General features: G+C 42.0%; 12 protein-coding genes. 6 read left to right on the plus strand and 6 right to left on the minus strand.

All coding sequences use genetic code 11. The features are described 5' to 3' along the window. Nucleotides 1-275 precede the first annotated feature (275 nt). Nucleotides 276-593, plus strand: coding sequence for a hypothetical protein (locus UYC_RS37725; RefSeq protein WP_127011414.1), 318 nt, complete (start codon nt 276-278; stop codon nt 591-593). On the opposite strand, the gene UYC_RS0110150 is transcribed toward UYC_RS37725, so the two are convergent. The 4 genes from UYC_RS0110150 to UYC_RS0110160 all read right to left on the minus strand — a co-directional run bounded on the left by UYC_RS0110150 (nt 562) and on the right by UYC_RS0110160 (nt 3,459). Then, nucleotides 562-1,674 carry an aldo/keto reductase gene (locus tag UYC_RS0110150; protein WP_016877047.1) on the minus strand — a complete coding sequence of 371 codons (1,113 nt, stop codon included), beginning with the start codon at nt 1,672-1,674 and terminating at the stop codon, nt 562-564. The two genes, UYC_RS37725 and UYC_RS0110150, sit on opposite strands and share 32 nt — an antisense overlap. A gap of 279 nt (nt 1,675-1,953) precedes the next feature. Further along, nucleotides 1,954-2,103: a helix-turn-helix domain-containing protein gene (locus UYC_RS40325; protein WP_081588159.1), complete on the minus strand. Its 150-nt coding sequence runs from the start codon at nt 2,101-2,103 to the stop codon at nt 1,954-1,956. Continuing rightward, a complete protein-coding gene (locus tag UYC_RS37130; RefSeq protein WP_016877046.1) occupies nt 2,055-2,795 on the minus strand; it encodes an AraC family transcriptional regulator in 741 nt (246 codons plus the stop codon). Before UYC_RS37130 ends, UYC_RS40325 begins: the two co-directional genes overlap by 49 nt. Before the next feature lie 85 nt (nt 2,796-2,880). Continuing rightward, complete coding sequence (locus UYC_RS0110160; protein ID WP_016877045.1) at nt 2,881-3,459, minus strand: DUF3611 family protein; 579 nt, start codon at nt 3,457-3,459, stop codon at nt 2,881-2,883. A gap of 761 nt (nt 3,460-4,220) precedes the next feature. On the opposite strand from UYC_RS0110160, the gene mgtE reads away from it, so the two are divergent. Together mgtE and UYC_RS0110175 are read left to right on the plus strand one after the other, a co-directional pair. Further along, on the plus strand, nt 4,221-5,624 hold the full coding sequence (gene mgtE, locus UYC_RS0110170) for a magnesium transporter (protein ID WP_016877043.1): 1,404 nt from the start codon (nt 4,221-4,223) through the stop codon (nt 5,622-5,624). A gap of 22 nt (nt 5,625-5,646) precedes the next feature. Further along, nucleotides 5,647-7,263: a N,N-dimethylformamidase beta subunit family domain-containing protein gene (locus UYC_RS0110175; protein ID WP_016877042.1), complete on the plus strand. Its 1,617-nt coding sequence runs from the start codon at nt 5,647-5,649 to the stop codon at nt 7,261-7,263. 23 nt (nt 7,264-7,286) lie between these two features. Here UYC_RS0110175 and UYC_RS0110180 read toward each other — a convergent pair whose 3' ends face one another. Together UYC_RS0110180 and UYC_RS0110185 are read right to left on the minus strand one after the other, a co-directional pair. Further along, a complete protein-coding gene (locus UYC_RS0110180; protein WP_016877041.1) occupies nt 7,287-7,544 on the minus strand; it encodes a hypothetical protein in 258 nt (85 codons plus the stop codon). A 244-nt stretch (nt 7,545-7,788) separates the two neighbouring features. Continuing rightward, a complete protein-coding gene (locus UYC_RS0110185) occupies nt 7,789-8,649 on the minus strand; it encodes an SDR family oxidoreductase (protein WP_016877040.1) in 861 nt (286 codons plus the stop codon). An 859-nt stretch (nt 8,650-9,508) separates the two neighbouring features. Here UYC_RS0110185 and UYC_RS0110195 point away from each other — a divergent pair. The 3 genes from UYC_RS0110195 (at nt 9,509) to UYC_RS0110205 (ending at nt 14,913) form a co-directional block, all read left to right on the plus strand. Beyond that, the gene (locus tag UYC_RS0110195; protein ID WP_016877038.1) at nt 9,509-11,119 is read left to right on the plus strand and encodes a peptide ligase PGM1-related protein; all 1,611 of its coding nucleotides are present in this window, start codon (nt 9,509-9,511) and stop codon (nt 11,117-11,119) included. Between the two features lie 197 nt (nt 11,120-11,316). After that, nucleotides 11,317-13,068: a serine/threonine-protein kinase gene (locus tag UYC_RS0110200; RefSeq protein WP_016877037.1), complete on the plus strand. Its 1,752-nt coding sequence runs from the start codon at nt 11,317-11,319 to the stop codon at nt 13,066-13,068. A 663-nt stretch (nt 13,069-13,731) separates the two neighbouring features. Then, nucleotides 13,732-14,913: a M20 family metallopeptidase gene (locus UYC_RS0110205; protein WP_016877036.1), complete on the plus strand. Its 1,182-nt coding sequence runs from the start codon at nt 13,732-13,734 to the stop codon at nt 14,911-14,913. Nucleotides 14,914-15,003 lie beyond the last annotated feature (90 nt).

The following is a 15,003-nucleotide window of genomic DNA, read 5'->3' on the forward strand; positions in this document are numbered from 1 at the left end:
AAGCCGATTTTTTCTAGATAACATCCTATATTCAGTACGACTACCCTTAAAGCTGCACTGGAGTGGAAGTATTTGACAAAATACCGAATATAAAAGCTGCATTAGCGAAGCATTCACACTAAGAAATATGAATGCAATTACCAGTATAATTCCCTACAATAAATTCATGACCATTGAATAGTGTATTTCATCAATTATCGTATAGATAATCTTGTATTCAATAAGCAAGATGATTACAAATTTAGCCAAGATTATAGTTTGGAAGGAGAGCGCTTTTGTCTTCAAGAAAGCAGTCAAAAGGAACTTGTGCTTACTGTAGTAAAGAAATGGCTAAGGGTGGAATCACTAAACACCTTGCTACTTGTCCGCAACGCCAAGAGGCGATCGCAAAGCTGAACAGAAGAAAACGCTCGCGAAACACTTTATCATCTCCGAGTTCAAGATGCTTTTTGCAGCGAGATGATAATTACGGTGAACCAATTCCCCTTGTAAATTCCCCCCGTTTAAGTCTATGTGGCTACGACGGCCCAGCAGAGCCGCCTTACTTTAAATTATTCCGATTTAAGACACTCCTGCACCAGCCGCTCGAATAATTACATCAGGGTAATATCCCTTTGGCTTCAAACCGACTGGCTTACCACCATGAATCATGCCTTGAATCTCTGGCTCGAAGAAACTATAGGGAAATTGAGGCTCAAGACGACTAATTGCCTCAAGGCGATCGCTCAATTCAGCAGGAATTTCAAAATCTAATGCTTTAACATTGTCCTCCAGTTGCGATCGCTTCGTCGCTCCCACAATTACTGAAGCAATACCCGGTTGGTTTGCTGTCCAGTTCACAGCAACCTGAGCCATACTGCGATTTAATTCTTTCGCCACATTTTCCAATTCTGCAACAATTTTCCAGTTCCGCTCCGTGAATTTTTGAAATGCTGGATTTTGGCTATCTTTGAGGGTATCCAGCCGCCCCTCTCCAGTGAATGCACCCTCACTCGGCTTATATTTGCCGCTCAGTAAACCGCTTGCCAGAGGACTCCACACCATTACACCCATGCCAAGTTCCAGCCCTAGCGGAATAAACTCACGTTCAATGTTTCGCTCAACCAGAGAATACTCCAGTTGCAGAGTACTTAGTGGCTCATAACCATGCCACTCGGCAAGCGTTTGTGCCCGTGCTGCATACCAAGCTGGCGTGTCGCTCAACCCTACATGACGTACTTTGCCCGCTCGCACCAAATCATCAAGTGTTCGCATCACCTCTTCGGCGGGTGTAATTTTATCCCATGTGTGCAGAATGTATAGATCTATGTAATCGGTTCCTAGCCGTTTTAGGGAACCTTCCACAGCCCGCAGAATATTCTTGCGTCCGTTACCGCCTGCATTTGGGTTTCCTGGTTCGGCATTGTAGCTAAATTTGGTCGTAATCACAACGCGATCGCGCAATCCCCGCTCTGCCACAAATTTTCCAATCCACAACTCGCTTGTCCCGTTTGTATACAAGTCTGCGGTGTCAATGAAATTTCCACCTGCATCAATATAAGTGTTGAATAATTGCCGCGCCGTTTCCTCATCGGCTCCCCAACCCCATTCAGTCCCAAAAGTCATTGCACCTAATGCTAGCCGACTAACTTTTAGTCCAGAACGTCCTAATGTGTAATATGTATCGAGAGACATGATTGTTGCTCCTCAATAGTTTACATTCACAAGCATAAATTGAAGTAGCTGTTATAGCCTTGAACGATCTGAGCAACTTTTTGTACAAAATGACTCTTTAACTAGGGGTTAGAGGCTAGGGACTAGAGACTAGGAAGAGGACAAGGGGAGGGGGAGAGTGAGGGAGCGAGGGAGCGTGGGAGCGTGGGAATAAGAGTAAATACCCTCGTACCTTCCCTCTTTCATACCCTCACTCCTTCTGGGTGTCCCCATGTCCTCTTATTCCCAATCCCCGATCCCCTACTTTGCAAGAACTGCCTTTGGTGTCACTCCAAAAATCCGCTTAAAATGACGATGCAGGTGACTTTGATTGGCAAAACCAACTTCAGCCGCAACTTCATTTACCGAAAAGCCACGAGTGAGCAGCAGTTCCTTTGCCCGATTAAGTATTGATGGGGAGCCATACCTGTTGCCTGCTTAAACAGCCGACGCAGATGGGATGGACTGAGATTCACTGTTTGAGCCAACACCTCTAGTGAAATATCTTGGCCGAGGTGGGAGTGCATATAATCGATCACACGAGCAATTTGTTGATGAGTTAGGCTACTAGGCGATCGCGCTTCACGAAATTGGGTACTATAGTTTCTCAACAAGTGAACGCTCAACACATTGAGCAGCGAGTCAACGTAAAGCTTACCACCAGCACTACCATTGTTTTGCTCGTCTAAAAGCCACTGACTGATTTGCAGAATTTTGGCATCGTGAGTATGAGCAGTATTAATTAGTTCATAGGAGCTACGAGAGTTGGTGTCTGCCTGCTGTGCAACTTGTTCAATTAATTTAGGCGCTACATCAAGTCGAATAAATGAAATTGCTTCGCTCCATTGGCAAGAAGCCATGCTGCCTGCTGAGTTAATGTTAATACTACCTGCTTGAGCTAGCCCTTTAAATCGCAGGCTATCAGCTCGCTCTATAACTTCGACTGGTTGGGGAGTTGTATGAATAACAATGAGATGACTGGGAAGTGAATCAACTACAAGCTCTTGGGGTGCGACATTGTGAGCTTGGAAAACTTCGAGAGTTTGGCAATTAGACTGTGCATGGGTTAATGATGGTTCAGCGATCGCTTGATTTTGTTGCATTTTCCCTCACAGTACCTTGTGTTTCATCAGAGCAAACAGGCAGTTTCCGCCCTGATGTGCGTTGAACAGATGGAGAATAGCTAACTTAATGATGATGATAGCTAATACGACTAATTAGCCAAGCCGAGGATATAATCCCCACAAATTGAGCCACGATTGTATTAATATTCGCCTGCACCACAAACATATCGAGTGGTTCAATCAACTGACTGGCGTTATAAATAGCTAATCCTTCCACTTGAGTAAGTGATTTTGCGACAAGAGTCCCAACAATTACCTCAACACCAAATAAAGTCAATATCATACCAGCAGCATTTAAAGCCAATCCCCGCCAAAGAAGACTAATCACATCTGCTTTTTTGGGGTGTAATGCCGGATTTGGGTTCTGTAAATCTTTGCCAATACGAGTATAGTTCCAATCCCAATAAACGCTTAATCCAAGTACCAAAAGTCCACCTACTCCACAAAATAAACCCAGTCCAGACATGGCATCTTGAGCCTTGAGGTTGAAATTGGGATCGGCGATCGCAAACAATACAATTAATCCTGAAACTACCAGCAGTCCTAGCTGCACACCAAAGTTAATCCAACCTGCTAGGCGAAAATTCGTAGCGATTTCCTGGATTGTTGGTAAAGAAGAGTGGGAGTCTAACTTGTTTAACATATATTTATCCTCATCCACTATAAATAATTGTCACAGCCACTGCCTGTTGTAGCTACTGTGTAGGCTGTCTTTTTGCAGATAAATTTATACGTAGCGATCGCTATTAGTTTTTGTAGGGTGGGCACTGCCTAAGTTCCTCAAACCCGTATTTTTACGTTGTGGACAGTGCCCACCTTACGATTGAAGCTTGATAAATCAGTATCAGAACTTCGTTAAAGAGTATTTGAGCTTGATTAACGAGTATCAGAACTTCGTTAAAGAGTATTTGAGCTTGATTAACGAGTATCAGAACTTCGTTAAAGAGTATTGGAGCTTGATTAATGAGTATCAGAACCTCGTTGACGAGTATTGGAGCTTGATTAATGAGTATCAGAACCTCGTTGACGAGTATTGGAGCTTGATTGCTGAGTATCAGAACCTCGTTGACGAGTCAATAGACTTCTTCAATCTGAATATATAACTTAAAATTTACAGAAATATTTATGCGTAGCTCAGACATAGGGATTGACGCTAGTTGTCAAACCTGAAAATATTCAAGTTGAATCTACATGAATCTAAAAAAGAGAAAAATTTGATACTAAATGCTAGTACTAGCCTTAAGAAAAAGAATATGCCTATCCTCTCACAACCCTGCTTTCCTTTAGACTAAGGGCAGTAACCTTATTAAACTTCATTCCCTGATCAGCAATAATACAAAATTGCTTTTACCCCAAAATTATTGGGCAAATTATCAACTTTCGCATCATCCTAGTTAGTATGTTATGCAAACGCCAAACAATACAACCTCGACCCTCCAAGATTTTTCACGCAGAGAGTTGCGAGATTTAGTACGAGCGCAACTGCAAAGTTTGCTGGAAGCCGGGGATTTACGGGGAGCAAAAGCCATTTTGGTGCCCGTACAACCTGTGGATATTGCCGAAGCAATAGAAGGTTTGCCAGAGGCAATGCACGCTATCGCTTTTCGCTTGCTTTCTAAGGATGAGGCGATCGAAGTTTATGAATATCTTGACTACAGCATTCAAGAACGACTGATTGAAGAACTTAGAAGTCAGGAAGTTCGCGATATTGTCGATCAAATGTCACCAGACGATCGCGCTAGGTTATTTGATGAATTACCAGCCAAAGTCGTCAATCGTCTCTTAGAACAACTCAGCCCAGCCGAGCGAACAGCCACAGCCCAACTTTTAGGTTACGAAGCTGGCACTGCCGGAAGAATCATGACGCCGGAGTTAATTTCTTTAAAAGAAAATTTTACGGTAGCTGAAACTCTGGAGCGAATTCGCCGCGTGGCTAACGCCAGTGAAATGATTTACTATCTCTACGTTACAGATACAGCTAGGCGCTTAACCGGAATTGTATCGTTGCGTGAATTGGTAACATCTCAACCGGAACAAACAATTGGCGATATCATGACCCGTGATGTAGTGTTTGTTCACACGGATACAGACCAAGAAACAGTAGCTAGATTGATCCAAAGATACGATTTTCTGGCTGTGCCTGTAGTAGATCGAGAACAACGTTTAGTGGGAATTGTTACAGTTGATGATGTAATTGACATCATCCAAGAGGAAACCACTGAGGATATTTATGCTGTAGGTGGTGGTGTGCAATCTGGTGGTGACAGCTATTTTGAGTCAGATTTATTTACAGTTGCCCGCAAGCGGGTTGTCTGGTTACTTGTCTTACTTGTAACCAATACTGTGACAGGAACAATTATTAAGTCACAAGAGGATATTTTAGAAAAAGTGGTGGTGTTGGCGGCGTTTATCCCTCTGCTAGTCGGTACGGGTGGTAATGTTGGCGCTCAATCTTCCACGGTGGTAATTCGTGGCATGAATACTGAAGAAATTCGCGCTCTCGGTGGCCCGTTACACGTAATTGCCAGGGAGGCTGTGGCTGGTGCTTTGTTAGGAGTAATGTTAGGCTTCATCGCAACTGTGTGGGCTTTCTTTCTACAAAAGAATTTAGAAGTAGCATTCGCAGTTGGCAGCAGTCTCGTGGCTATTTCTGTTTTAGCTTCTGTTTCTGGTTCTGCCCTACCATTTTTGTTCCGCTTGCTGCGTTTAGATCCGGCATTAATGTCAGCGCCTTTTATTACTACAGCAGTAGATGTCGTAGGTGTTTTAATTTACTTCAATCTAGCACGAGCAATATTAAGGATATAAGTTCGCAACAGAATTTAGTTCAATGTTATTTAAAAATTTAATCAGCATTATCATAAAAGTGCTATTGCCAGCACTATTAATTCTGATTTTAACTCTGGTTAATTTCGCTAATATTAACCAAGCAGTAGATATCAAAATACCTAAAATTAATCAAAGTAATCCTATAGTCGTTGAAAATATTAAACCCGGTACAACCAATTGGCAGCTAACCAATCCTGCCACTCGAAGAGAAATAGAAGGTTATGCTTCGCTCACCAGTATTAATCGCGGTGAAAAAATAAAGTTTTTTGTCAACACAAAAGAGCCAAGTTACACCATTGAAATTTACCGTATGGGTTGGTATGGCGGTGCTGGAGGACGGCAAATGGCACCCGCGATCGCACGTAAAGCAATCAGACAACCACCACCAATTGTAGACAAAGCAACTGGATTAATAGAATGTAATTGGCTAGATCCATATGTATTAAAAATTCCTGCTTCCCAAACCGATCCTACAATTTGGGCAAGTGGTATTTATTTAGCAAAACTTACTGCCAGCATTAGTGGCAAGCAAAGTTATATTATTTTTGTTGTCCGCGATGACAACCGCCCTTCTGACATCCTCTTTCAATCGAGCGTCACGACTTATCAGGCATATAACAATTGGGGTGGAATGTCTCTTTATCGCTGGAACAGTCGTGGCAAACAAGCATCTAAAGTTTCTTTCAATCGTCCTTATGCCATCAGCCCTAATCGCGCTGCCGCCTATGGAGTAGGTGCTGGGGAGTTTCTCACTAATTTTCAACCAAAACGAAGAACTTATAGTGCAGGGTGGGAATACAATATGTTGCGATGGCTGGAACGAGAGGGCTACGATGTCACCTACAGCACCAACATTGATACCCACGAAAATCATTTAGATCTATACACTGGCAAACCGATGCTGTTACTGCACAAAGCCTTTTTGTCTGTAGGGCATGATGAGTATTGGTCGTGGCAGATGCGGCAAAATGTTGAAGCAGCTAGAGATGCTGGTGTTAGTCTGGGCTTTTTTTCTGCTAATACTTGTTACTGGCAAATTCGCTTTGAACCAAGCCGGATTACAAGAGATAGCAACCGCACAATTGTGGCTTACAAAGAAAATGTTGCTCTAGATCCCTATGCTAGAGACAAAGATCCAACCAACGATTATCTGATTACAACCCTTTGGCGAAGAAAGCCTGTAAATTTTCCAGAAGATGCTTTAATTGGAGTGATGTATGAGACATTTCAGGTAAACGCCGACATAGTTATCAATCAAACAGCACCAGACTGGTTACTTGCGAATACGCCATTAGAACAAAGAGATGCTCAAAGAGAGTCTAAAAAGGAAATACGCTTAGTAGGGCTTTTAGGCTACGAAGTTGATCGGATGTTTGGTAATGCCCCTGTAAATACAATTCGCGTTGCTCATTCGCCCTATCGTTACGGACGTGGTATTCGATATGCAGATATGACAGTTTATACTACAGAATCTGGTGCAACAGTGTTTTCTACTGGCTCGATGCAATGGAGTTGGGGACTAGATGATTACAATGTACCAAAATTACGCCCCTCGGTTTTAAATAGTGATGCCCAAGCGATCGCAGGCAACGTTTTAGCCAAGATGTTAAGAAAGTAATATAGTTGAGTGATTTTTAGTTTTTACAACTCTGAGGCCGTATCTGGAGCAATGATTTCACCAGTACCCAAATTTAAGATCATGTCCTGGTCGGTAATCAATTCGCTGAGTTCTTTTACTTGTAAATTCATTTGCTCACAAGCTTTACGCAGTTCTCGTGCAAAGGTATTCAAATCATCACCATAACCACATTGGTGAGCAGCAGTTTCGATTCCCTGCTTGGCATTTGCTCTTGCACAATCTACTAGTTCTCTACCCTGTAATGGTGTTTGAGATGACATATCCGCATTTATAATTCTTTAGGTTTTCTCTGAATAGATTATCAGGCATTCAATATATGCTCATCCCTCTAATGAAGGGTAAAAAGCAGAAGGAAATCAGCTATTAGGGTAGATTTTTGGGGACAGGGGACAAGGAGATAAGGGGGTAATTGTACAGACGCGAAGAACCGAAGCGTCTCTACCCAATCCCCGATACCCAGTACCCAGTCACCTATCCCTAATACCTAATCCCCTATCTTGGCTTCTAACCGTTAACTACTACACCACCATTCGGATGTAATACTTGTCCGGACATATAAGAAGCATCATCTGATGCTAAAAATACATAACTGGGTGCAATTTCTTCTGGTTGTCCTGCTCGTTGCATTGGCACTTGTTTGCCGAAATTTGCAACTTTATCTTCTGGAAAAGTAGCGGGTATTAAAGGAGTCCAAATTGGCCCAGGAGCTACAGCATTAACGCGAATCCCCTTTTCTACTAAACTTTCTGATAAGGAACGAGTAAAGGCAACGATCGCTCCTTTTGTGGAAGAGTAGTCAAGCAATTGTGGGCTACCTTTATAAGCTGTGACTGAGGTGGTGTTAATGATAGCGCTACCTTCTTTGAGGTGCTTGATTGCTGCTTTTGTCAAGAAAAACATTGAGAAAATATTAGTACGAAAAGTTCGCTCTAGTTGGTCTTTACTAATATCTTCGATACTTTTTTGGGGATGTTGTTCGGCAGCATTATTAACAAGAATGTCGAGTTTACCAAACTCATCGACTGTTTGTTGCACTAGCTGCTGACAAAAGGTTTCATCGCCAATATCACCGGCTACAGTTACCGCACGTCGCCCTTGTGCTTCCACTAAATGTTTAGTTTCTTTAGCATCATCGTGTTCATTTAGGTATGCGATCGCTACATCCGCCCCTTCTTTAGCAAAAGCGATCGCCACAGCACGACCAATACCACTATCTCCACCAGTAATCAATGCTACTTTATTTTTTAACTTGCCACTTCCCTGATACTGTGAATCTTCAGCTTTGGGTTTTGGCGTCATTTCTGATTCAATACCCGGTTGCTGTGCTTGTTGCTGTGGAGGTTGTAGAGTTTGTTCTTCTGGCATATATCATTCCTGATAAATTGACAAAGTAGTTATTAGTTAGTGGTTCGTAGGGGCGGGTTTTACTGACTATCTTTGGGTTGAAACAGACAATTTATCTTTTAAACCCGCCCGACTTGGTGGTTAGTGGGTAGTGGGTAGTGGATAATAGGTAATAAACTACTAACTACTGTACGGGCGGGTTTTGTTGATTATATGAAGGTTCAAACCGACGATTTATCTTCATAAACCCGCTCCTACTAACTACTAACCAATTACACTTTCACAACTAAACCTTGGATCGAAAATTCAATCCAAGGTTTAGATTTTGCGTTCGCACCCGACTGCCGTTTTTGAGTTAGATTTTTAGCCCCAAATATAGGGTTGTGTGTACCAATTGCTTTCAAAGCAAAAGTACTCCCTAACAGAAGTGCTCCCCACACCTAAGCACGTTATTTATATGACAAGGGAACATTACAACACAACTCTACCGCGATGAAGGATTTCTCCTTTCCATCTTTTTACAAATTAACTCCAATTTTGTTGTAATTTATCACTCCAAAGTTGTAATTAAACACAAGTTATGTCAATCTTAAGTAGTAATTTAATTCATTAAATATTTGTTCTACTCAGTATTAACTTAGCAATAAAAATAACTTTAAAACTATGAGTGTTATGATTAAATCGTGTAAATAAAAAGTAATTTTAAAGACATAGTATTTAAGTATAGACAATATGGCATATTTCTTAATGTGGAGTAGTAATTAAAAATTTGCAAAATATTAAGTCAAAGAAGTATTGCATATCGTCAGCATCTAATTATTTATTGAGATATATCTAAGATTAATAAAATTTACTTCAAGAGCAAAGCAGGGGTAGTGTGATGCAAATTGTGAACATTTCTGACGGGAAAGAAACTGACCCATTTCGACTTCTTCAGTCAACTTTGCGCGATCGCTGGCAAAATATTGAAGGCTCTACAAATAGCGATGTCGATATTTTAGTCGTTCCTTCCCTGAGCATCGACCAGCGAGAACTCAGAAAGGTTGAAGGATACGAACACTATGAAGAGCGCTTGTTATTTTCCTTGATCCGTTTGTGGAACCCACGCAATAGGCTGATTTATGTCACTTCTGTACCACTTCATCCCAGCATCATCGATTATTATTTACAACTGTTGCCTGGAATTCCCTTTTCTCATGCTCGCAATCGCCTGCTGCTCCTTTCCACTTATGATTCATCTCTCAAACCTTTGAGCCAAAAAATTTTAGAACGCCCCCGCTTGCTCAATCGTATTCGTCAAGCCTTAAGATTAGACAAATCATTTATGATATGCTATAATACAACATCTTTAGAATCAGAATTATCTTTAAAATTAGGTGTACCCCTGTACGCTGCCGATCCAAAATTGCAAATTTGGGGAACTAAAAGTGGCAGTAGAGAAATCTTTGCAGAAAGTGGGGTACCGCATCCAGATGGTAGCCAGAGAGTTTGGAGTGCAGAGGATTTAGCACAAGCAGCTGCCGAGTTATGGGAACGCCAACCAACCTTAAAAAGGATGGTGGTAAAGCTCAATGAAGGCATTTCGGGAGAAGGAAACGCACTGTTGGATTTAAGACCAATTGCCGAGTTTGCACCTGATGGTAATAGTTCTCATGCCCAAAGGGTAGCAGCAATTAGCGATTGTTTCCCCAAGCTACGTTTTCAAGCCAAACAAGAAACTTGGGAGAACTTTTCAGAACGAATTACCGAATTAGGAGCAATTGTTGAAGCATTTGTGGAAGGAGAAATTAAGCGATCGCCCAGCGTGCAAGGACGGATCACACCCTTAGGAGAAGTAGAAATCCTCTCCACCCACGACCAAATTCTCGGAGGGCCAGACGGACAAATTTATCTTGGCTGTCGTTTTCCTGCTGACAAAGCTTATCGGATACAATTACAACAATTAGGGTTGAAAGTTGGCAGAAAGCTGGCGGAAAAAGGCGCACTAGAAAGATTTGGCGTAGATTTTATTGCCGTTGATCGGGGTAATGGAGAGTGGGATTTTCAGGCAATAGAAATTAATCTGCGCAAAGGCGGCACCACCCATCCCTTTATGACCCTAAAGTTATTAACTAACGGGCGCTATGACCTTTCCACTGGCTTATTTTACTCTCAACAAGGGCGTCCCAAATATTACATTGCTACCGACAACCTGCACAAAGAACGCTATCAAGGGCTTTTACCCAACGACTTAATGGACATTATTGCCCAACATCGATTGCACTTTGACACTGGCACTGAAACAGGCACAGTATTCCACTTGATGGGTTGTCTTTCTCAATTTGGCAAGTTGGGATTAACCAGCATTGGCGACTCCCCCCAACAAGCAGAAGAAATTTATAATAAAGTCGTGAAAGTCCTAGATGAAGAAACCAGCGGCAATAATAGCAGCAATTTTCCCAGTTTCTCAGAATACACTTTTCCCACTATTTGGGATGGATTTAGTTGTTAGTTAGTGGATAGTGGATAGTGGATAGTGGTTAATAACCAACTCTACCTACCAACTACTAACTACTGTACGGGCGGGTTTGGGTAATTATCTTTCGGCTAAAACTGATGATTTATCTTCTAAACCCGCCCCTACTAACTACTAACTACTAACCAATCCCCAATTTCCAATCCCCGATCCTCATTTGTGTATTAGCGGTTGTGTCTAACAAGAGCGCGGTTCACTGCATAAATCCAAACTGTCTACGTCCCTATCCCCAACCTTGGGGAAACAAGTTTTGCAACAGCTGTGGTGCGCCCTTAGAGCTGATAGATCGCTATGTGCCTACGGCGCGTTTAGGATCGGGAGGTTTTGCCCAAATTTATACTGTATGGGATCAAAAAACGCAAACAGAAAAGGTGCTAAAGGTGTTGGTAGAAGATTCACCTAAGGCGTTAGAATTATTTGCCCAAGAAGCAGCGGTTTTAAGCTGTTTGCGACATCCAGGTGTTCCCAAAATAGATCCTGATGGTTATTTTCAACGCTATTGGTCTGATTCTCAAAGACAGCTAAATCTGCCTTGTTTGGTAATGGAAAAAATTAACGGGCAGACGCTGGAAAACATCTTACAAACCTATTATCCTCAAGGATGTCCCCAAGAACTGGTATTTGATTGGTTAACCCAAGCCACAGACATCTTACAGCACTTACACCAGCGCAATATCATTCATCGTGACATCAAACCTTCTAACTTAATGCTGCGTCATTCGGCGTCGGTGGCAGGGGAACAGTTAGTATTAATCGATTTTGGTGGGGCAAAACAATTTGAAAGGGCAAATCTTGGTTCGGAAGCCCGATCTACAAAATTGTTTTCTTCTGGCTACAGTCCACCAGAACAAATTGCTGGTATTAATATTGGACCTGCGGCTGATTTTTATGCCCTCGGCCGGACAATGATTGAATTATTGACGGGCAAACATCCGGCAGATTTAGAAGATCCGCTCACAGGAGAATTTAGTTGGCGCAGGCAAGCCAATGTTCATCCGCTGTTTGCAGACTTGCTGGATGAAATGGTAAAGGAGGATGCGCGATCGCGTCCAGCAAATACGGCTATTGTGCAAAGACGCTTGGCACAAATTTCTGGTGCATTATCCAGCAATGTTGGGCACCCTAGCCGCCAATTTACTCCTTCTGTACGCACAACTGCACCAGCTCCGATTTCAACATTTTTCTTAAAGCTCGAAAAAACTCTTCAACGAGCAGTTAATAATTCTACTAATACAGTAAGAAAAATTATAGTTTTTATATTTCAGGCGATCGTCCAGGTAATCCGAGCCTGTCTAGATACGATTTGGTCAATGCTTGTAACTTGTATTGGTGCTGGCATAGGTACAATTACTGGCTATTTCTTAGCATATAGGACAACATGGGGAGCAGAAGTTGGCGAACTTTTGTCTAAGCAACTAACTGTGTTACTGGCGAATAATCAACCTGTATTGGGTTCAGAAATTCTGGTATTTGCAGGTGCTGGTTTCGGAACTGCATGGGGATTGACAGTAGCGGGAGGTTACGGGCAAAGACGGCGGCTTTTAGTTGCATCACTAATGGGCATAATTAGCTATAGCTTCGGTTGGTTTATTTTGCAATTATTCACACCCAAAGATAGTGGTGAGGGTTTGGTAGGATTAATTTTGGCTGCCGTTTCCCTGTTCACTTTGGGATTAGGTCTTCGTAGCCATCAAATAGTTCACGCTGTTATTGCCGCCTTTGGTACTGCTATTCCATTTGCACTTTTGATGAGTTTGGGGATTTCATCAAGTTTGTTCGACTTGTTTCGCCCTACTGATAATTGGCAAGAGTTGTGGCTAAAGATTGCCTTTTTTGGCTTTATTGGTATTTTTATTAGTTTCTGGCTGGGAGTGAGTTACTACCTAATTGTCCCTGGTTTGCGTTTATTGGGCTGGCGTAAATAAATCAATATGCCAATCAATATCCCCCTCGTCGCTGGTTCACCGACTTGGGGGATATCATAATTAGCTGTCTATATAGTTTCGGTATAATTCGTTCTCGATGACTCTATTTTAAGAACTACTACTAATTTTGACTAGCTAAAATATTGATGTATAAGGTACTTTTACAGTTTCTTTATTGCGACTTCATACTTTATGATTCTAAATCTAAGTAATCCTAAATTATCTTTTGTATGGACTAATTTTGGCAAGATTTTACTTTGAGGAAATGGAATTTATTTATAATTTTTTAATCTTTTTATCATAAAAGCTTTGTGTAATTTTGCCTAGCCTGCAAATTATAATTTACATTATTTTTACTTTTTCTTTAATAATAATTTATACTGACTAATTTTCTAACGAGTCTGATTATGCTATCCAAACGTAATTTACCTTTGAGTGTTCACTGCTTAACTGAGTCTTCTCAAATCACAGAGTTCAGTAAGCTGAAAAACATTTAGGCTTGATGTTGTAATCAGCCTAAACTCTTGTGGGGTAGGCTGTTCAGCCCGCTCATGCTATACCGCTTAAATGTAGAACAGCTTACGCTCTGCTGTAGTGGATTAAGAGCGATCTATTCCTTAACATTTCTTTATCATTAAACAAAGTGCGTCATTGAATTGAAAAATGCTTAACCGTATTAAAGATTTAGCAATAACACTCGCTCCCCGCTTAATAGAAATTCGCCGTCATATCCACTCTCACCCAGAACTCAGCGGGCAGGAGTACCAAACAGCTGCCTTCGTAGCTGGTGTGTTATCTTCTAACGCTCTTCATGTACGGGAGGGAGTAGGTAAAACTGGTGTGATTGGAGAATTGCAAGGTACTGGTAAAGACGATCGCATTTTGGCAATTCGTACTGATATGGATGCTCTACCAATTCAAGAGCGCACTGGTTTGGAGTTTGCTTCTCGTGTCCAAGGTTTGATGCACGCTTGCGGTCATGATGTTCATACCACAGTGGGCTTGGGAACCGCAATGGTACTATCTCAACTTGCAGAGGAGTTGCCTGGGAAAATACGATTTTTATTTCAGCCAGCAGAGGAAATTGCTCAAGGTGCCAACTGGATGGTAACTGATGGAGCAATGGAGGGAGTGAGTGGAGTATTGGGTATTCATGTTTTCCCCTCTATCCCTGCTGGTTCAATTGGCGTGCGTTACGGCGCACTGACAGCCGCAGCTGACGATCTAGAAATTATTATCTTGGGAGAATCGGGACATGGTGCTCGTCCCCATGAGGCAATTGATGCAATTTGGATTGCTGCGCAAGTCATCACTACACTCCAACAAGCAATTAGCCGGACACAGAACCCTTTACGTCCTGTAGTGTTGAGTATAGGGCAGATTAGTGGAGGCAGAGCGCCAAATGTGATTGCCGATCGAGTGCAGTTGTTGGGAACCGTGCGATCGCTCCATCCCGAAACTCGTGCTAATTTACCAAATTGGATTGAAAAAATTGTTGCTAGCGTCTGCAATTCCTACGGTGCCAAATACCAAGTGAATTATCGCCAGGGTGTACCCAGCGTTCAAAATGATTACTTTCTTACCCAATTGTTGCAATCAGGAGCAGAAGAAGCTTGGGGAAGCGATCGCGTGCAAGTCTTACCAGAGCCTTCCCTTGGTGCTGAAGATTTTTCCGTTTATTTAGAAAAAGCTCCCGGTTCTATGTTCCGCCTGGGTGTAGGTTTCACAGATAGAGTCATTAACTACCCATTACATCATCCTCAATTTGAAGTTGATGAATCTGCTATCATCACTGGTGTTGTGACTATGGCATACACAGCTTACAAATATTGGCAGGCAAACTAAACTTTAGTCTGTAAAATTTTAATCTAAAATTTATTCTTTGTTGACTCGTCATTTAAGAGGGAAAAGCACAGTTTTTCCTCTTCTAGCGGG

It is taken from the genome of Chlorogloeopsis fritschii PCC 6912, assembly GCF_000317285.1.
Taxonomy (GTDB): Bacteria; Cyanobacteriota; Cyanobacteriia; order Cyanobacteriales; family Nostocaceae; genus Chlorogloeopsis; species Chlorogloeopsis fritschii.

Bases quoted from the DNA above. Each gene is read 5' to 3' on its own strand.
- UYC_RS0110180 (WP_016877041.1), bottom strand. From the start codon at position 7,544: ATGTCATCTCAAACACCATTACAGGGTAGAGAACTAGTAGATTGTGCA.
- UYC_RS0110160 (WP_016877045.1), bottom strand. From the start codon at position 3,459: ATGTTAAACAAGTTAGACTCCCACTCTTCTTTACCAACAATCCAGGAA.
- mgtE (WP_016877043.1), top strand. From the start codon at position 4,221: ATGCAAACGCCAAACAATACAACCTCGACCCTCCAAGATTTTTCACGC.
- UYC_RS0110175 (WP_016877042.1), top strand. From the start codon at position 5,647: ATGTTATTTAAAAATTTAATCAGCATTATCATAAAAGTGCTATTGCCA.
- UYC_RS37130 (WP_016877046.1), bottom strand. From the start codon at position 2,795: ATGCAACAAAATCAAGCGATCGCTGAACCATCATTAACCCATGCACAG.
- UYC_RS0110205 (WP_016877036.1), top strand. From the start codon at position 13,732: ATGCTTAACCGTATTAAAGATTTAGCAATAACACTCGCTCCCCGCTTA.
- UYC_RS0110150 (WP_016877047.1), bottom strand. From the start codon at position 1,674: ATGTCTCTCGATACATATTACACATTAGGACGTTCTGGACTAAAAGTT.
- UYC_RS0110195 (WP_016877038.1), top strand. From the start codon at position 9,509: ATGCAAATTGTGAACATTTCTGACGGGAAAGAAACTGACCCATTTCGA.
- UYC_RS0110185 (WP_016877040.1), bottom strand. From the start codon at position 8,649: ATGCCAGAAGAACAAACTCTACAACCTCCACAGCAACAAGCACAGCAA.